The 18631-nt window shown below is 50.9% G+C and carries 14 protein-coding genes; all 14 read left to right on the forward strand.

Annotation, left to right across the window (positions count from 1 at the left end; genetic code table 11):
• The first annotated feature begins 73 nt into the window (after positions 1-73).
• The 14 genes from T504_RS0112350 to T504_RS14010 all read left to right on the forward strand — a co-directional run bounded on the left by T504_RS0112350 (position 74) and on the right by T504_RS14010 (position 18625).
• The gene (locus T504_RS0112350; protein WP_033171349.1) at positions 74-652 is read left to right on the forward strand and encodes a DUF6470 family protein; all 579 of its coding nucleotides are present in this window, start codon (positions 74-76) and stop codon (positions 650-652) included.
• A gap of 34 nt (positions 653-686) precedes the next feature.
• Positions 687-1136: a flagellar assembly protein FliW gene (gene fliW / locus T504_RS0112355; RefSeq protein WP_033171350.1), complete on the forward strand. Its 450-nt coding sequence runs from the start codon at positions 687-689 to the stop codon at positions 1134-1136.
• Positions 1136-1363 (forward strand): carbon storage regulator CsrA, encoded by a 228-nt coding sequence (gene csrA / locus T504_RS0112360; protein ID WP_033171351.1) that lies wholly within the window; start codon positions 1136-1138, stop codon positions 1361-1363. The genes fliW and csrA overlap by 1 nt, the downstream gene beginning before the upstream one ends.
• Positions 1364-1409: 46 nt before the next feature.
• The gene (locus T504_RS0112365; RefSeq protein WP_033171352.1) at positions 1410-1856 is read left to right on the forward strand and encodes a flagellar protein FlaG; all 447 of its coding nucleotides are present in this window, start codon (positions 1410-1412) and stop codon (positions 1854-1856) included.
• Between the two features lie 13 nt (positions 1857-1869).
• Complete coding sequence (gene fliD / locus T504_RS0112370) at positions 1870-3981, forward strand: flagellar filament capping protein FliD (RefSeq protein WP_033171353.1); 2112 nt, start codon at positions 1870-1872, stop codon at positions 3979-3981.
• 18 nt (positions 3982-3999) lie between these two features.
• A complete protein-coding gene (fliS, locus tag T504_RS0112375) occupies positions 4000-4413 on the forward strand; it encodes a flagellar export chaperone FliS (RefSeq protein ID WP_033171354.1) in 414 nt (137 codons plus the stop codon).
• Entirely contained in the window at positions 4403-4753 is a 351-nt protein-coding gene (locus T504_RS0112380; protein ID WP_051635371.1) for a hypothetical protein, read from the forward strand. The genes fliS and T504_RS0112380 overlap by 11 nt, the downstream gene beginning before the upstream one ends.
• A gap of 214 nt (positions 4754-4967) precedes the next feature.
• Positions 4968-6278 (forward strand): flagellin N-terminal helical domain-containing protein, encoded by a 1311-nt coding sequence (locus tag T504_RS0112385; RefSeq protein ID WP_033171355.1) that lies wholly within the window; start codon positions 4968-4970, stop codon positions 6276-6278.
• 135 nt (positions 6279-6413) lie between these two features.
• Positions 6414-9254 carry a glycosyltransferase gene (locus T504_RS14005; protein WP_051635372.1) on the forward strand — a complete coding sequence of 947 codons (2841 nt, stop codon included), beginning with the start codon at positions 6414-6416 and terminating at the stop codon, positions 9252-9254.
• Positions 9251-10705, forward strand: a complete 1455-nt coding sequence (locus tag T504_RS0112395; RefSeq protein WP_051635373.1) for a glycosyltransferase family 2 protein — start codon at positions 9251-9253, stop codon at positions 10703-10705. Before T504_RS14005 ends, T504_RS0112395 begins: the two co-directional genes overlap by 4 nt.
• Before the next feature lie 4 nt (positions 10706-10709).
• On the forward strand, positions 10710-14075 hold the full coding sequence (locus T504_RS0112400; RefSeq protein WP_051635374.1) for an O-linked N-acetylglucosamine transferase, SPINDLY family protein: 3366 nt from the start codon (positions 10710-10712) through the stop codon (positions 14073-14075).
• Entirely contained in the window at positions 14075-15580 is a 1506-nt protein-coding gene (locus tag T504_RS0112405; RefSeq protein WP_033171356.1) for an O-linked N-acetylglucosamine transferase, SPINDLY family protein, read from the forward strand. The genes T504_RS0112400 and T504_RS0112405 overlap by 1 nt, the downstream gene beginning before the upstream one ends.
• Positions 15581-15636: 56 nt before the next feature.
• Complete coding sequence (locus T504_RS0112410) at positions 15637-16551, forward strand: tetratricopeptide repeat protein (protein ID WP_033171357.1); 915 nt, start codon at positions 15637-15639, stop codon at positions 16549-16551.
• 22 nt (positions 16552-16573) lie between these two features.
• Entirely contained in the window at positions 16574-18625 is a 2052-nt protein-coding gene (locus tag T504_RS14010) for a glycosyltransferase (protein ID WP_051635375.1), read from the forward strand.
• Positions 18626-18631 lie beyond the last annotated feature (6 nt).

The raw sequence follows: 18631 nt of genomic DNA on the forward strand, positions 1-18631 counted from the left end.
CAGGAAAACATAGTATAATAAAGGTAAGATAAAGGATTAGCAGGATTTTCCTAGGGAAAGGGTGAAATAATCTATGCTGCGGTTAAATATGCGGACAACGCAACCGATGATTGGTATGCACACGCAGCTAGGAAAGCTGGAAGCCCATTCAACACCGGCAAAACTGCATAGCGAAAATCGACAGGCCCGGTCTAATGCGCATTGGACTCAGCCGTCTGTTGAGATTAACCAGTATCCAAGCCGCCACTCCTATGGTTTTACGAATCATACGGATTTTGCCAAGGAACATGGACAGCAGGGATTTAGTGACCTCAAGAAAACGACATCGCGTTGGACGGAGGAAGCCTGGGATAATATCGAAAATGGCGGCAAGAAAGGTCGGCAGCCGGTTAAACAGCGGTATGACAGCAAGCTGAATCAGGAAATCAGCAAGCAGCGTCATATCGTTGCCAATCTTATCCCTGACCCGGAAATCCATTTTACGCCGGTAAAGGCGGAGGGAAATTTAGACCCAGGGGATGTAACGGTCAAGATTGATACGGAAGCCTTTGCCAAGACGAATTTTACGCCCGGTAAGGTCGAGACGTATCTGCAGCAGAAGGCGGATGTCAGAAGATGGGTGACCGAAGGCAAATACGATATCTACGCATGACGCGATGAAGCATGCGGATTTGGAGGCGTAACGAATGAAAAAGGTCAACACATTACGGTTTGGCGAAATCGAAGTCGCAGAAGAAAAGGTAGTACATTTCGAAGATGGTATCCCTGCCTTTGAAGATGAGCATGAGTTTCTCATCATCCCTTATGATGATGAGAGCCCTTATGTGTTCCTGCAGTCAATTACAACACCGGATTTGGCATTCCTCATGACGATGCCGTTCGTATTCTTCCCGGATTATGAGTTCGAGCTTGATGATGAAAGTCAGAATAAGCTCGGCATCAAAACGCAGGAAGATATGCTGATTTACACGCTTTTGACGATTCCTGGTGGGAAGGTAGCAGAAATGACGGCCAATTTAATGGCACCAGTAGTCCTGAATCAGAACACGATGCAGGCCCGTCAGGTTGTGCTCGACAAGAGCCGCTACACAACCAAGCATAGATTGTTTCCGGAAAATAAGGAGGAAAACAAATAATGCTCGTACTTACCCGTAAACCCCACCAGCAAATCATGATTGGCGATAATATTGTCATCAATGTCGTCGAAGTTCAAGGCGACAATGTCCGGATTGCTATCGATGCACCGCGTGAAGTCAAGATTTATCGTGGCGAAATCTATCGGGCAATTCAGGAGGAAAATCAAAAGGCCGCAGCTCCGGCTCCGCAGGATTTGGATCTCAGTGCTGCTTTGCCCAATAAATAATTATTAAGGTTATGGAAAACTTAAATAATTCTACGGAGGGATAACAATGATAGGTAAAGTTCAGGATGTGGTGGCTTCTGCTATTGTTGTAGGTGCTGCGGAAAAGGCTAGTGCCGATAACACTGCTGTCAACACGAGAAAAGAGAATGCCGAGGTAGCAACAGCTAAGGCCTCTGATATGGCAGCTGTTAAAGAACAGGTAAATCAGAGCGAAAATGCTCAGGATGCTAAGAATCAGAAACAACAAAAAGAAGACGAGCAGAAGATGGATGAGTCCTCTGTCAGCTATATGACAAAGGAACTCAATGATTTGATGCGCCGCATTGATGCAGATCTCGAATTCCAGTATCATAAGGAAGTCAATACGATGTCTGTCAAAATGTTGGACAGGAAGACCGGTGAGGTGCTCAAGGAAGTTCCGCCGGAGGAAATGATCAAACACATGATAAAAGCTAAGGATTGGCTTGGCGCATTCCTGGACAAGAATGCCTAAGGAGGTGTAAGGGATGAGCGTACAGGGAATTTATGGCCTGTCCGGCTCGGGTATCGACGTTGATTCGATGGTCAAGGTCGGTATGTTGAACAAGCAGAGCCAGTACGATAAGATCTATAAAAAAGAGGTCAAGAACGAATGGCTGAAAGAGGCTTATGCAAGTATCTATTCAGATCTGAATACGTTCAAGACTTCGACGATGTCTACGTACAAGATGTCGTATACGACGAATCCGATGTCGGCGGCTAGTACGAACTCGTCAGTCGTCTCAGCTACTGCTAATGCTGAGGCGGCCAATATGAGCCATACCGTTAAGGTCAACTCGGTATCGAGCAATGCCTATATGCAGTCGCAGAGCGCCATTACGCGCAATGATGAAAGCGCTGGCAACAGCATGTATATCAAAGATATTATTGCTGGGCAGACCGAGAAAACGGAGGCGGAATACAAGGCAGCTGTGGATGCAGCGGCTAGTGAAGAGGATAAGGCTAAGATTCGCAATGAGGTTGCATTATCGTTTGAGATCAGTAATGGTGATCCGAATGCTAAGAGTACGACAACCACTACGATTTCGTTTACGTATGCAGAACTCTATGATAGCAAGCAGACGTTAAACGATCTTGCTGCCAAGATTAAAAATGCTGACGTCAATATGACGGCTACCTATGATTCGACGAATGATGCTTTCAGCATCTATCAGAAAGACGGTGGCGTCGATAATCAGATTGTCCTTTCGGTTAAGAACCGTACGGGCGCTGAGACGAAAGATGGCGTGACGACGAATGCCAAGGCTGACGATGCGGCTCGCGCGCTTATCAATAACCTCAATCTGGCTAAGGTCGACGGGGACTCGATGACGTCGCTGCCGCAGCTTTCGGAGACCTCAAATGGGGTAAGCTCGAAAGCCGAAAAAGGCACGATGACCAGCGTTAATTCCACGGCGTATACGAAGAATACGAAACTTAGCGATATTGAGGGCAGTGTGGCAACGAATGGTCTGTCCTTTACCATCAACGATGGCTCGGCCAGCAAGACGATTGTATACACGGCCGAACAGGCAGCATCGAAGTCACTCAATGACTTGATGAAGGATATCAATGGCACTGGCCTTAATGTGACGGCGACGCTTTCCAATGATGGCAAGCTGACGCTGACGAATGCGGATAGTACCAAGGATATTACCTTGTCAATCGATGCGATGGATACAACGGACAAGGCAACTTCGTCGCGGGCATTCCTCAATACGGTATTTAATGCTGGACTCACAACGGGTACCAGTACGAATACGCTGACGGTAACTGGTACGAATGGTTCGGTTACGATTGATGGTAAAGACTATGCAACGACGAGCAGCAAAATCAATGTTGCTAACGTTACTTACAATGTTGGTGCTGTTGGGTCGGCGACAGTATCGGTATCGCAGGATACGGATAAGATTATCGAGAACGTCAAGAAGTTCGTCGAAGACTATAACAAGATGCTCGATGAGCTCAACTCGAAGTACAACGAGACTCGTTACAGCGATTACGATGTACTGACGAAATCGCAGGAAAATGCGATGACGCAGGACCAGATTACGAAGTGGAACGAGAAGGCCAAATCCGGTCTTCTGTATCACGACCAAACGCTGGGCAAGATTATCAGCGCGATGCGCGAGGCAATCTACACGCCGGTTGACTCGGTTGACAGCAGCTATAACACGATGATGTCCATCGGTATTGAGTCGTCGACCGACCGTGGTCATCTGCGTCTTGACGAGGACAAGCTCAAAAAGGCACTGGCTGCTGACCCGGACTGCGTCTATCAGATTTTTGCTTCGTCGGGTGATGCCGTAAATGAAAAGGGCGAGTCTTATACGGACTACAACAAGGAAGGTGTAATCAACCGCATTACCGATAAGGTCAATGAAAATCTGAAAACGATGAAGTCCTATGCAGGCACTTCGTCCTCGGCATCGGATGGCAGTACTCTTGGTGATTTGATCCTGGAGATGCAGACCAAGATGTCGAATTTCAAAACGATGATGGATGCCTTTGAAAAGTCATTGTATAAGAAATACGATGCCATGGAACAGGCGATTCAGAAATTGTCGATGCAGATGGGTTATATCAGCAATGGCAATTGATTTCTTTAGGAGGCATATATGGTAAACAATGCAGCTGAAGCTTATAAACGTCAGCAAATCATGACGGCAACCCCGGAAGCATTGACACTGATGCTCTACAATGGTTGCTTGAAATTCATGAATGAAGGCAAAGATGCCATTGAGGCCAAGCAGTGGGAACAAGCGAATATCTCATTGCAAAAAGCACAGAATATCATTTCGGAGTTCCGCATCACGCTGAACATGGATTATGATATCAGCAAGCAGCTCATGCCGCTTTACAATTATACCTACGATCGTTTGGTCGAAGGCAATATGAAGAGCGATACGAAGCTGGTGCAGGAAGCAATCGATATTATCAAAGAACTTCGTGATGCTTGGGCGCAGGCAATGAAAAAAGCGCGTCAGGATCAGGGCACGAAGAATGCACAGGGTGACAGTTATGTCGGCTAATGATGCAATGGAACAGGCAAAAGCGAACTGGGAGATGTACTACACACTCTCTCAGGAGCTTTTGAAGTTCATCGATAAACAGGATATTGATGCGTTCACGGAACTAACGCGCCAGCGCGATGTCATCGTGGAGCGCATGAAAGCCTTGCCCGAGACGGAAGTCTATCGGAAGACCGAGGAATGCCGGGCTCTGGTAGAGAAGATCAAGCCGCTCGATATGCAGATTATCTATAAGGCCAAGGCGTGGCTCAATAAGTCCAAGCGGCAGAATGCCACGGTGCACGCCTATGATTTGCAGAGCGTCAATCCAGTGGGAAATATCCTAAATCGAAAATATTAATTTTTTTTTTAAAAAGGTATTAAGGAAATCGGAAAACCTCCGATATATACTATGTAAGAAATCACTTACGATAATATGTAAGCTGCTAAGGAAAGCAATGGTGGTCAGCTAGCAGCCCCAAACTTACGGATCAGCTTACTATTATATAGTTAGCGACGGGCATGGATGTCCGTTACAAAATAATTTTTCTGTATTATCAGGGAGGAATATTATCATGGGTATGGTAGTTAAAAACAACATGTCGGCAGTCTCGACGCTGAACACTCTGAACAAGAACTCGAATGCACTGACGAAGAGCCTGGCAAAGGTTTCTTCCGGCATGAAGATCAACGGTGCTGCTGATGACGCTTCGGGCTATGCAATTTCCGAGCGTATGCGCGTTCAGATTCGTGGCCTCGACCAGGCTAACAGCAACACGCAGAACGGCAGCAGCATGATGAAAGTTGCTGAGGGTGCAGTAAGCTCCACGGTTGACATCCTGAAGACTCTCAAAGAGAAAGTCATCAACGCAGCCAACGATACGAACACGGACAGCGACCGCGCTACGATCCAGAAAGAGCTCGACCAGAGCATCGACCAGATCAACGACAACGCTAACGTAACGTACAACGGCAAGCTGCTCGTAGACGGCTCGCACAACAGCGAAGTCAAAGCTACGTCCACGGCACTGTCCAACCAGAGCCTCAGCACTGATACGACGGGCACGACGAAGTTCTGCGAGATGAAAGACCGTAACGGCAACAGCCTGAACATCAACTCGATGGACAAAGTTACGATTTCCTTCGTAAAACAGGGCAAGACCTACACGACTTCCGTCAGCGCTACGAACAGCCTGTCTGACCTCATCAAGGCGGCAAACAGCCAGACCTCGGAAGCAGCATTCAGCACGGCGATTGGCACTAACTCCTACATCGGTAAGGACGTTGCTGGCGATACGGTTGCTACGGCTGATGCGACGAACGCTCTGACGATTACGGCTGGTGGTTCCTCGGTAAAGAACCAGATCTCTGGTCTGACGATTTCCGTAACGAACACGAAGGGTGCTGTCCAGAAATCTGCTAACGCAGTTCTCGACAACTTCTCCGAGTCCATCCGTGCACAGAACAAGTCCACGGACAACGCTATGGTTCTCCAGGTTGGCACGAAAGCAAACCAGAGCATCAAAGTCGGCCTGACGGATATGCGTGCTGAGGCCCTTGGTCTCCAGAGCTCCTCGGGGGCAAACATCCAGATTGGTACGCAGCAGCAGGCTAACGCAGCTATCAGCGTTCTCGACAATGCTGTAGCTAAGGCTCTTGATCAGCAGACGACGATCGGTTCGATCGAGTCCCGTCTCGAGTACACGAGCGCTAACTTGACGACGGCTTCCGAGAACGTCCAGAGCTCGGAGTCCACGATCCGCGATGCCAACATGGCAAAAGAGATGACGGAATACACGAAGAACAACGTTCTCATGCAGGCCGCTCAGTCCATGCTGGCACAGGCAAACCAGAGCAGCAGCTCGGTTCTCAGCCTGCTTCAGTAAGCGAGATTCCGGTAACGGATTTAACTACATGGTTGCAAGAAACCCTCTCCTTCGGGAGAGGGTTTTTTGTGTTGCTGACGAATAAATAATTATGTATATGCATTTTTCACGCAGTTGTATATGGAGGAGCAGCTCATGAGATTATCGGTCTGCTATATTACGAAAAATGAAGAAAAGAATATCGAAAAATCGCTGGCATCCATAAAAGCTGCCGCCGATGAGATCGTTGTTGTCGATACTGGTTCGCAGGATAAAACGAAGGCGATTGCTTTAGCTTACGGAGCCAGGATTTATGATTATGACTGGCAGGATGATTTTTCGGCGGCACGCAACTATGCCATTGAGCAGACCACAGGTGACTATATCTTATTTATGGATGCCGATGAATATATAGCGGCGGACTTTTGCGCCAATCTGCGGCAGGTCTTGGCAAAGTATCAGAGACATGCGGCATTACTTATGAAGCGTTATGATATCGATAAGGATGAGACGGATGTTCTGGGGGAGATTTTTGTCCTGCGTGCCTTTAAGCGGCAGGGGAATCTTCGTTACGATGGTCGTATCCATGAGGAACTGCGTGAAAATGGAAACGTGATAGCAGATATAGCCGTGATAAATCCTGCGGAACTAATCTTATATCATACAGGCTACGAAGCGGCTGTCAACCAAAGCAAGGCCGAACGTAATCTGCGTATTCTGTTGCAGGAGCTAGCAGAAACAGATAATCCAGGACGGCTCTATATGTACCTGGCAGAAGCCTGCCGCGGAGTAGGCGATACGGTGCAGATGGAACATTATGCGCGGCTCGATATCGCGCAGGGGCGCCGGATGGTGGCGTTTGCTAGTCGTTCATATCGGCTGCTGCTGGCGGCACTGGCTGAGCAGGGACGGGCCGAAGAGCGGCGGCAATTGGTGCAGCAGGCGGTGGCGGATTTTCCGGAATTGCCGGAGTTTTGGGCGGAATTTGCCATCTGTCAGGCAGACGTTTATGATTATGCGGCAGCGATCCGGGCGATGCAGCAGGCGTTGCAATGCGATGCGGAATATCCGGCGGTAAGTTTGGAGCCAAAGGAGTTTGAGGCATCGATGCGTAGCCTGGCGCAGGAAAAACTTGCGGAATGGTCGGCCATCTGGGAAAAAGCATCTGGATTGCGGATTACGGCCTGCATCATCGCGAAAAATGAAGCAGCAGAATTGGGCGATTGGCTGAAACAAGCGGCCGTCTTCAGTGATGCAATCATTCTGGTGGATACGGGCTCGACCGATGATACGGTTGTGATGGCCGAAGCGGCCGGGGCTAAAGTCTATGCCTTTCCTTGGCAGAATGACTTTGCAGCGGCGCGGAATTATGCCTTGGACAGGGTAGGGACTGACTGTGATTGGGTGATCTTCCTCGATGCTGATGAGACCTTTTATGCGCCAGAGCGCGTACGCGGCTGTCTGGCATTTTTACAGCAGAATCATCCGGAGCTGGCGGGCGTACAGGTGCCAATCGTCAATGTGGATGTTGATGCCTGTGAGCGGGAAATCCAGCGGTTTCGGGCGCTGAGGATTTGGCGACCAAGTCCTTCGCGGCGTTATCGGGGCGCCATCCATGAGGCACTGTATGCGGAAACGGGAGTTATCGAACAGGGCTGTATGGAATCCTTAGCCGTTCGCCATACGGGCTATTCGACAGGGCGTATCCAGCAGAAACTCACGAGAAATCTTAAGCTCATCATGCAGGAGATGCAGGAGCAGGGGGAAAAGCCCTTGCATTATCGCTATTTGGCCGATTGTCTCTATGGTTTGCATGAATATGAGTTGGCGATTGAGTATGCCCGCCGGGCGATTGCCGCCGGGGTTCAGACGGTGGCTGGTGATGGAGAATTATACCGCCTGTGGCTGCACTGCCTGCGCGAACTGGGCAAAAGCCCAGAGGAACAACTGGCCGTTATCGATACAGCACAGGCTGCTGGCATAAATGATATAGAATTTCTTGGCTGGCAGGGTATTATCCAGACGGAACTAGCCCGCTATGAAGCGGCCGAGCCCCTTTTGGAGCAGTTTATCCGCGAGGCATCCGTGTCGGATCTGTCAGCTGGATCAAATGCGGTGCGCTCCCTTTTGCCGGAGGTATATTCGGCGTTAGGGCTTTGCTATAGCCAGCATGAGGCAGAAAAAGCCGTAGAATGTTATCAGCAGGCACTTCGCCTGAATCCCTATCAGGAAGAGACCTTAGCGCGCAGCTATCAAAGGGTAAATCAGACGCCAGCGGAATGGCTGCAAAAGGTGCTGCCTTTTTTCCCGAATCAGCAGCAGGCCCGGAAGTTTTTGGCGGATTGGGCTATAAGGTTTGGCTATGGCCGCTTGGTGCAGTTTTTGGCCATGGAATTGCCGCAAAATCAGCAGCATTTGTTAGAACTTGTTGCAAGTGGGCAGCTGCCGGAGGCTGGCGAAAAAGCACAGCTTGAAGCGGGCATTTATATTCAGGAATTATTTGCGGCTCTTGTCAGTTTGCCGGCGGATAAGCGTCAGCTGCAGGTGGTGGATTGCCGCCAGTGGGCGGCGCTGCTTCCCGCGCCGTTAGAGCTTGTGATTGCCCGGCTTTATGGCTGGCAGGAGAAGCTTTCGGCAGAAGATTTTGCCGGTTATATGACGGGGCTTTCGGCTATGCAGGGCTTTGCCGGCGAGCAGCAATATGAGGAGTATGCAGGGCTGGCCCTTGATTTTTCTTGGGAGCAGGTACAGGAGGCAGCAAGCGAGCTTATACACCAGCAGAAATGGCAGGCAGCCTATTCGCTTCTGGCAGAATTTCCTGCTGAGGCGATTGGGGACGGTGCGCTGTTCTGGTACCATACGGGGATTTGTCTGTACTATCTGAAGGAGTTTGCGGCGGCACAGGAGTGTTTGGAACGGGCCGCTGCCGCTGGCTGCATGGAGCCGGACTTGCCGGCCTATCAAAAATGGCTGCAATGCCGGGAGGACGAGGCATGAAAATCAGCATATCGGCATGTGTGATTGCCAAAAACGAAGAGGAAAACATCGGGCGTTGGCTGGATTCGATGAAAAATGTAGCCGATGAGATGATTGTCGTCGATACGGGCAGTACCGATAGAACCGTAGCGATGGCCGAGGCGGCTGGGGCTAACGTTTATCATTTCGACTGGTGCGATGATTTTGCGGCGGCGAAAAACTTTGCGCTCGATCAGGCCAAGGGGAATTGGATTTTATTTCTCGATGCGGATGAATATTTCACGCCGGCAGCACAGGCGAAAGTGCGGCCGCTTTTGATGCGATTGGAACCAAATCTCAAGCTGGAAGGGGTACTCTGCCGATTGGTCAATATTGACGTTGATGATGGCAATCGCATCATGACGACTTTGATTCAGCTGCGCATGTTCCGCAATCGGAAAAATTTGCGCTATGAGGGCAGGATTCATGAAGTCCTGACGGTTACGGAAGGGCGACCACTCGAGCTGGCCAACGAAATCGAAATCTATCATACGGGGTATTCCACGCATATCGTACAGGCCAAGCTGCGACGCAATCTCCAGCTGATGCAGGAACGGATTGCGGCGAATAACGGGCAACAGGAGCCAATGGATGACCGCTATTTTATGGACATCTGGTATGGCCTGCAGGATTATGATAAAGCAATTCAGTACGCCCAGAAACTCTTGGCGCGAGGAGATTTGTCGCCAGAGTTGAAGGGGCGTGCCTATGAGACTTGGGCCAGCAGCTGCATGCAGGCGCATCATCCGGCTGAAGAAACCGATAGATGTCTGACAGAAGCTATTCGGGAATGCCCCGCTTTGGCGGAGTTTCCACTGATGCGTGGATTGTGCCGTTTCGAACAGCGGAATTACCTGCAGGCGGCAGAAGATTTGCAAGCTGGCCTGCGCCTGCGGGAAGTTTACGCCAAGGACACGGTAGAGGGCGTAATGGATAACGCGATGCGCCTGCTGCCATCGGTTTACTGGCGGCTCGGCGAACTGGCGGAAATGCAGTTTGATGCGCAGTCTGCACAGGATTACTATTGGCAGGGATTGCAGCAAAACCGCTATCATAGTGGTTTGTTTCTGGCGTTTTTCCATTTTTTGCAGCGGCAGCAGATTAATGCTGCCGATATCATCGAAGTTTTTAATGCGATTTATGATAAGAAGGCCGATGCCGCATTTTTGGCTCAGCATTTGGCTCGGCAAAATGGCGGGCTCGTTTATGTCTACTATGCCAAACAGGCGGAAGACGATAAAAGGCAGGTTTTGGGCTGCTTGGCAGCTGGCCGGCCCGATGGAGCTGCTGAGCTGGCGGCAAGGCAATTGCAGTTTTTATACCGGCTGTTGGTGATGGCGGAAGATAAGACGGCAGAGGCTTTGTTGCCAGTCAAACGCGAAAAAATCATGCAGGCGGTCATGAGGTGGCAAAGCGATAACGGGAAAGGGTAAAACGATGACATACCGGGAGAAGAAACAGCTCTATCTGCTGCTGACGCAGTTGATGGATGAGCGGCAGTGGGACAAGGCCATCGAGGCGGCCGATGCTTTGCGGCAGGCCGGGGTAACCGACCGCACGATGTTCCAGGCAATACTGGCCGCTTATATCGATGGGGGCGATGCCCAACGGGCTGAGGCGGCAGGACGTGAATACCAACAGCTATTTCCACTGGATGGAGTCAGCCGATTCTATTTAGGCCGTATTGCGTTTATGAATGGCGATTGGGAGCCGGCGGAAAGGCAGTTTAAGGCAGCCCTGGCCGATGAAACGCTCGAGGGCTGGTATCGCGGTGCGGTACATAGCATTTTGGCGACTCTTTACCGGCAGACAGCCCGTGGTCAGGAGGCGGCTCAGCACTATCTCGAATCGGCCCAGTATAAGGATTTGGAGCATGGCAAGGCCACGGAATACAGCAATTATCTGTTCAATCTGCACTATTTGGACAAACCGCAGGAATTTATGCGGCAAGCTGCCGAACAATACGGGCAGCTATTCGCGCAGATACCGCAGTATCGCCATGAAAAGCGGCGCAGCAACAGCCCGAAAATACGGATTGGCTATATTTCGCCGGATTTGCATTTCCATGTCGTGGCGTTTTTCAGTTATGCGTTCCTGCATGATTATGATAAACGCCGCTTTGAAGTTTTCTGCTATACCGATTGCGAAGAAGATAATGCGAGCCGGGAATTTGCGTCTATGGTCGATCATTGGCAGAATGTAAGAGGACTGCCGGATGAAAAAGTCGCGGAAATCGTCTATCAGGACAAGCTCGATATCCTTATCGATCTCACGGGGCATACGGCTTGGGGATTTTTGCAAACGATGGCTTATAAGCCCGTGCCGGTACAGGTATCGGGCATTGGCTATTTCGATACGATAGGTTTGCCCGCTATCGATTATTTCTTGGCAGATCATTATACGGACCCGCCGGAAAACGATGCGTATTTTGTCGAAAAACTCATTCGTCTGCCGCACAGCCATTTTTGCTTTATGTGGCATGATAATCCGCAGGAGCCGGCCCCGGCTCCCTTTCAGAAGAATGGATACGTGACCTTTGGCAGTTTTAACAACTTTTCCAAGGTAACCGATGGGATGCTGGAACTTTGGAGGAAAATCTTAGCGGCGGTTCCCGATAGCAGACTTTTTCTCAAGGCGGCTATTTTCAATAATCCCTATGGAAGGAAATTGGCACTAGAGCGCATTCAGCAGGCGGGAATTCCCGCCGAGCGGTTGATTTTGGGCGAGCAGGAGGCCAAGTATTTGCAGGCCTATAACGAGATGGATATCGCGCTGGATACGTATCCGTATCCGGGGGGCGGTACGACCTGTGATGCCCTGTATATGGGCGTACCGGTCATCACGCTGGTTGGAGAGCGCCATAATGCACGCTTTGGCTACAGTCTGCTCATGAATGCAGGGCTTTCCGAACTCTGTGCGTTCTCGCTGGAAGAATATGTCGAAAAAGCTGTGGCATTGGCCAACGACAAAGAGCGGCTGCGCTGCTATCATCAGTCGATACGGCCGCAGCTCCTGGCGTCGCCTGTCATGCAGGCGGCAGATTATATGGGGGAAGTCGAACAGGCCTTTACGCGTATCCATTTAGATTGGCTCGAGCGGGCTTGTTCTGTGGAGGAACGCTGGGAAAACCAGTGTAAGGAAGAAAGAGAATTGGCCTTGGCGCAGGCTCGTCAGGATTGGCCGAAGGTGGTGGAGATTGCCGGCCGGATGACGGCGCGGTTCCCTGAGCGGTCAGCCAAGGCCTGGACGGCCGGGGCTATGGCCTATGAAGCGCTGCACGATGATGCGAGGGCCGCTTGGTGGCTGCGGCAGGCTGCGCAGCAGGATGCCGCCCATGATGTCGAATTATGGCGTACCCTTGCGGCCGTCGAAATGCGGCAGAAGCATTATCTGGCTGGTTATGAGGCCGCCGCAACGGGGGCGGAGAAACTGGCGCAGCAGGCGGGAAAAGTCACGCCGGAATTCATGACCAGTCTTTTGGCTATTTGGGCCAACTGCGCCCTGCAGATTGGCAGGACCCAGGAGTCGGCAGCACTTTACCAGCAGGCGGCCGAGTTGGCGGTGGATTTCAAGGACCGCTGTCAGCTCTACAGTTCCTGGCTGCTTTCCCAGCATAATTTGCCGCTTAGCGCGGAGGAATACGGCCAGGCACATCGCGGTTATGATAAGCTATTTGCCGCCGTGCAGCCGCAGACGCCAGCCAGGAGGTCTCTGGGGCGCAAAATCCGTGTCGGCTATCTGTCGGCGGATTTTCGGCAGCATGTGATGTTCTATTTCTACTATCAGTTGCTTGGCGCTCACGACGCCGGGCAGTTTGAACTTTATGCCTATAGCCTCAGTCCACGGCAAGATAACTATACGGACATGGTCCGGAAGGCCGTCGCGCATTTTGTGGATATTTCGGCTCTTTCCTATGAGGAGGTGGCCAGAAGAATCCAGCAGGATGGAATCGATATTCTGGTCGATTTAGGCGGGCACAGTGCAGATTCAGGACTGCCAATCCTTGCCTGGCGGCCGGCACCCGTACAGGTATCGGGCCTTGGCTATACGCATCCGACGGGACTGTCTGCAGTGGATTATTTCCTGACCGATGGCTGGACGGACCCTGAAAATAGTCAGCATGAGTGGCAGAAGTATCACGAACAGCCCGTTTTGCTTACGAGTCAGTTCTGTTATACGGGCCGCAGTGATTTGCCGGAATCGCAGGGAGCACCCTGCCAGACCAATGGGTATATCACCTTTGGTGTCTTTAACCGTTATTTGAAGATTACCGATGATATGCTGCTTTTGTGGCAAAAAATCATGGAGTTGGTGCCGGACAGCCGCTTGCTTTTGAAGAGCGATATTTTCGGTGAGCCGGCGGCACAGCTTATGGTGCAGAAACGGTTGCGGAATTTGGGATTAGCTGTGGATAGGATTACGTTAGAAGCGGCATCGATGGATTATATGCAGCGCTATCTGGCGGTCGATATCGCTCTCGATACCTATCCGTATCCGGGGGGCGGCACCACTTGTGATGCCCTGTATATGGGCGTACCGGTAGTATCGCTTTACGGCGAGCGCAGAGATACGCGTTTCGGGCTTACGCTGCTGCAAAATGCGGGTCTAGGGGAACTAGCAGTCAAGACGCCAGCGGAATACGTGGCGCGGGTGGTATCGCTGGCACAGGATAAGGAGCTTTTGCAGGCAATGCATCAAAATTTGCGGCAAATGCTCCTGCAAGCGCCGCTTATGGATACGCAGCGCTATGTGGCAGAGGTGGAGTCGGCCTATCGGCAGATGCTGGAAAAGGTGGGAAGGTAATGGACTTAGGAGATTTGGACAATCGCTATGGGGCGGTGCTGAAGCTGTTGGAGCAGGAAGCACCACAACAGGCTTTGGACCGGCTGAACCGTTTGGTACGGGAAGAGGGATATGCTCCAGATGAAGAGTGGCGCATCCTGCAATACTATAGTCAATGTTATTATAAGCTTTTTGATAAGCAAAAGTGCCGGGAATATTCTTGGGCAGCTCTGCAGCATAGCGAAGGTCAGCCGTTCCGTATCCAGCAGCTGGAGTTTAGCGATTACCTGTTTATGCTGCATTACTATCCGGAGGTGACGGATGCAGAGATGCGGCAGCTGCACTTTGCCTATGATCAGTTTACACGGGCGGTGCAGCAGTATGAGCATAACTTGGCGCGCCATTGTCATAATAAATTGCGGATTGGCTATATTGCTGGTGAGTTTACCGACAATGTGGTCAGTTATTTTACGATACAGCTTTTGCTGGCCTATGACCGCAATGCGTTTGACGTTTATTGTTATCAGCTGTATGAGGGGCGGGATCTGCTCAGTGATGATATCGAGCAGCAGATTGCCATGATGCGGCGTTATCCGCGCAATGTAGAGTATAGCCGGGTCGCGCAGGATATCTATGCGGATGAAATCGATATCCTGTTTGACTTTGATGTGCATGCGTCAGGCGGGCGGACGATGGCGGTCATGAGTTATCGCCCAGCACCCGTACAGGTGGCAGGCATTGGCTATATGAGCACTTCGGGCTCGTCAGTTGTGGATTATTTCCTCGGCGACCCGCATTGCGACCCGCCGGGACTGCATGAGGAGGATTTCCGCGAGAAAATCTGGCGGCTTCCTCATTCGCATTTCTGCTATACACCGTCAGCGCGGGTGCTCAAGGTGGAGAAGGAATACAAGCTGCACGAATCGATTGTTTTTGGCAGTTTCAATAATTTCCTAAAACTCAATGAAGAGATACTGGAGGATTGGCTGCAGATTATCCGGCAGGTGCCGGGCAGCCGCATCCTTATCAAGAATTCGAGTCACAAGACAAACGCCTTGAAGATCATCGGCCGTCAGTTGCAGCGGATTGGGTTCCGTCCCGAAGAATATATTCTGGAGGATGCGACCGGTGATTATCTTGAGCGGTATCTTGATGTCGATATCCTGCTCGATACGTATCCCTATACGGGGGGCGGTACGACCTGTGAAGCGCTCTATATGGGTGTGCCGGTCATCGCGCGTTATGGCCGCCGTCATGGCGAGCGGTTTAGCTATAGCATCCTGCAGAACATCGGTCTGGGGGAGCTGGCCTGCGCGACGCGTGAGGAGTATGTCGCCAAAGCGGTGGCGTTAGCTAGGGACAAGGAGCTATTGCGCACCCTGCATCAGCAAATTCCTGTTATGATGCAGGCTTCGCCCTTGATGGATGGCCCTGCCTATGTGCAGTCGGTCGAGGCGATGTACCGCGCCATTTGGGCTGAGTGGCAGCAAAAGCAGGAGGCGGCCATGGTTACGCCGAATATATAAAAAAGCCTGACAGATGAGATAAGGGCATAGGTTAAAATAAGAAGGGAGATTATACGATGGGTAAAGCAAACCGTAAGATGAATAAAAACAAGAAGAAAAAAGGACAGGAGATGCAGTCGGCGATGGTACAGAAACTGCGTGAGGAACTGAGCACGTTGTTTGCTGAGGAGAAATACAGCGATGTTATCAACAAACTGGCTGAGCTCGTACAGGCTGGCGATTATAATCCGGAGATGCTCTATGATGGTGCGTACAGTTACTTTATGATTGGTGACTATGAACGGGCAGCAGGCATGGTGGAAAATGTCCTGAATTTCGCACCGGGCCATCTGGCAGCGCGGATTTTGCTCGCGCGTATTTGCATCTTGGAGGATCGCACCGATGATAGTCTGGCGATTTTCGATTTCGTCCTTGAGCATGGTGAGGGCCAGCTCACGCAGGAGCAGCGCGAGGATATGGAGGATATCCTTGATTACTATGGCCGCAATGAGGCAGATCATCTGAAGGCTGATTTCCCGCATGTGGCGGCTTTCTTAGGCTTGACGCCAGCCGTAGTTCCGCAGGCGGCAGCTATCCCTGCAGAGCCAGTAGCGCCGGTAGTACCGCAGAATGTATCGCAGGAGATTCCAGTGGTGGCAGGTGCGCCAATGGACGAGCCAGTGAAGGCAGAGGAAAAAGCAGCTGAAGATGTGGAAGCAGAGATTCAGGCCGTGCTGAACAAGGATGCTTCACTTTGTGACAAGGTGCGTCTGTTGCAGGCCTTTGCTGGTGGTCATTTTACGGCAGGCGAATATGCAGCAGCAGCTAAGCTTTTAGAAGCAGCTCTTACTATCGATGGAAAGAATGCAAATGTCATCCGCAATCTGGCCGTACTGGCAAAACGCATGGGCAAGACGGACAAGGCCTTGGCGCTTGCCGCCAAATTGCCACAGACGGACTTTTTGTTGCTTGATTTCCTGTTGCAGAAATGAGCAGGGAGGCTGCGGTAGAAGTATGAATCTGACGGAAAACAGTAAAGTCTATATCATGTGTCCTGCACATGCCTATTCGGGCGGGCCGACGCTGCTGCATCAGCTTGCAGCGTGTCTGTTGTCTGATGGTGTGGATGCTGCTATGTATTATTGGCCGCTTACGGCAGAGAAGAAGGTTCATCCTGGTTATAAAAAATATAATTTGCCGTATACCGATGCTATCGATGACTGTCCGGATAATGTTCTGATTATCCCTGAGACCTTGTGCGGCTTTGTGCCGCAATCGCTGAAAATCCAGCGGGTTTTGTGGTGGCTCAGCGTCGATAATTGGTGGAAGCTGACCAATGAGTTCCTGCAGTATTATGAAGAACAGGCGAAAGCGTTTGATATAGAACCTTTGCCAAATGTCTGGGCGTTGAATGATGCCGGCCTTACCCATTGGGTGCAGTCTGAGTACGCGCAGCGGTTCTTGCGGCTAAATGGTGTACCAGCGGAAAAGATACTGCCTGTTGGGGATTATCTCGACGAGGCCTTTTTGTTGCGCAATGAAACTGTAACGAAAGAAAACCGGCAGGATGTTGTTGCCTTCAATCCCCGGAAGGGCCTGGATTTTACGCGCAAACTCATGGAATATGCGCCAGATATTTCCTGGCGTCCCGTGCAGGATATGACGCCGGAGCAGGTGGAAGAATTCCTGCATACGGCGAAAGTCTATGTGGATTTTGGCAATCATCCGGGCAAGGACAGGATACCGCGCGAGGCCGTCCTGTCGGGGTGCTGCCTGATTACCGGCAGACGCGGTGCAGCAGCCAATGCGGTGGATATTCCTATTGCTGAGGATTTGAAATTTGCGGATACGGAGGAAAACATTCCGAATATCATAGCCAAAATCCGTGAACTGTTGGCAAATTACGAGCAGGAAGTCGGTCGCTATGCTGCCTATCGGCAGAAAATCAAGCAGGAACCAGAACTTTTCTGCCAGCAGGTGCGGGAAGCTTTGGGAATTAAACCAGCTCGGGAAGCGACGGAACTCATTATCTCGCATGAGCTGGGCGGTGGAACGGAGGTGTTTTTGCAGGAATACCTGAGGCAGGTATCCGTGGCAAAAAAAATGGTTTTGCGTCCAAGTCAGGCACCGCGAAGCCTTGCCGAATGGCAGGACTTGGTGCAACAAAACCATATCACGCAGATAACGGTCAATCATTTGCTCGGTTTTAGATTGTTTGAGATTATGGCGATTATAAGGAAGCTCGGCGTTCCCTATACGTTCTATGTGCATGACTATTTGTGTGTTTGTCCCAATTGGTCGCTGGATTGTCAGGCTGCCTATTGTCCTAATTATCGCAGCCAGCCGTATTGTCAGATGATTTTCCAAGAACGATCGGTACCAAATCTTGATTTGGAGCTTTTCCGGCAGAATTTCCGGGAGTTCCTGGCAGGGGCAGCTGAAGTGATTGCGCCCTCTGCCTATGCAGCCCAAGTGGTGAATCAATTCTATCCCGAAGTGAAAATTATGAGCCGTCCGCATAAATTGCAGCGCAATATCGAGCGGACGTTTCAGCCGCAATTTGCGTATGCACCGGAGCTTACGTTGACTTTTTTGGGAAATTTATGTGCACAAAAAGGTGCGCGTTATATCCTGCAGCTAAACAGCTGGCGCAAACGGCGCAAACTGCCTATGAGACTGGTGGTAATGGGCAAAGATATACAGGATATTGATGGGGATCGCGAGGGTATTATCTTTACTGGGCAATACGATTGTAAGAAAGTGCCTGAGCTGTTAGCCAGCCAGCAGACGGCGGCTGTGCTTATCCCAAGTGCTTTTCCGGAGACCTATTGCTATACGGCTAGTGAGGCAATTCTATCCGGCTATCCGGTAGTTACGATGAATTGGGGGGCGCAGGCACTTCGGGTACAACGGGCTGATTGTGGCTGGGTAGTAAGCCGCGATACGCCTGACCGTGGGCAGCTGGCTTTGCAGCGTCTTGTCCGCCATTTACTTACACCGGCTGGCAGACAGGAGCTCTTGCACAAAGCGGCCAATACGAAGAACTTCCACAATGGTATGGAATGATTGATA

The sequence above is a fragment of the Selenomonas sp. ND2010 genome (genome assembly GCF_000702005.1).
In the GTDB taxonomy this organism is placed as follows: domain Bacteria; phylum Bacillota; class Negativicutes; order Selenomonadales; family Selenomonadaceae; genus Selenomonas_A.

Bases quoted from the DNA above. Each gene is read 5' to 3' on its own strand.
- T504_RS0112380 (WP_051635371.1), top strand. From the start codon at position 4,403: ATGTCGGCTAATGATGCAATGGAACAGGCAAAAGCGAACTGGGAGATG.
- T504_RS0112395 (WP_051635373.1), top strand. From the start codon at position 9,251: ATGAAAATCAGCATATCGGCATGTGTGATTGCCAAAAACGAAGAGGAA.
- T504_RS14005 (WP_051635372.1), top strand. From the start codon at position 6,414: ATGAGATTATCGGTCTGCTATATTACGAAAAATGAAGAAAAGAATATC.
- fliW (WP_033171350.1), top strand. From the start codon at position 687: ATGAAAAAGGTCAACACATTACGGTTTGGCGAAATCGAAGTCGCAGAA.
- fliD (WP_033171353.1), top strand. From the start codon at position 1,870: ATGAGCGTACAGGGAATTTATGGCCTGTCCGGCTCGGGTATCGACGTT.
- T504_RS0112410 (WP_033171357.1), top strand. From the start codon at position 15,637: ATGGGTAAAGCAAACCGTAAGATGAATAAAAACAAGAAGAAAAAAGGA.
- T504_RS0112400 (WP_051635374.1), top strand. From the start codon at position 10,710: ATGACATACCGGGAGAAGAAACAGCTCTATCTGCTGCTGACGCAGTTG.
- fliS (WP_033171354.1), top strand. From the start codon at position 4,000: ATGGTAAACAATGCAGCTGAAGCTTATAAACGTCAGCAAATCATGACG.
- T504_RS0112405 (WP_033171356.1), top strand. From the start codon at position 14,075: ATGGACTTAGGAGATTTGGACAATCGCTATGGGGCGGTGCTGAAGCTG.
- T504_RS0112385 (WP_033171355.1), top strand. From the start codon at position 4,968: ATGGGTATGGTAGTTAAAAACAACATGTCGGCAGTCTCGACGCTGAAC.
- T504_RS14010 (WP_051635375.1), top strand. From the start codon at position 16,574: ATGAATCTGACGGAAAACAGTAAAGTCTATATCATGTGTCCTGCACAT.
- csrA (WP_033171351.1), top strand. From the start codon at position 1,136: ATGCTCGTACTTACCCGTAAACCCCACCAGCAAATCATGATTGGCGAT.
- T504_RS0112365 (WP_033171352.1), top strand. From the start codon at position 1,410: ATGATAGGTAAAGTTCAGGATGTGGTGGCTTCTGCTATTGTTGTAGGT.
- T504_RS0112350 (WP_033171349.1), top strand. From the start codon at position 74: ATGCTGCGGTTAAATATGCGGACAACGCAACCGATGATTGGTATGCAC.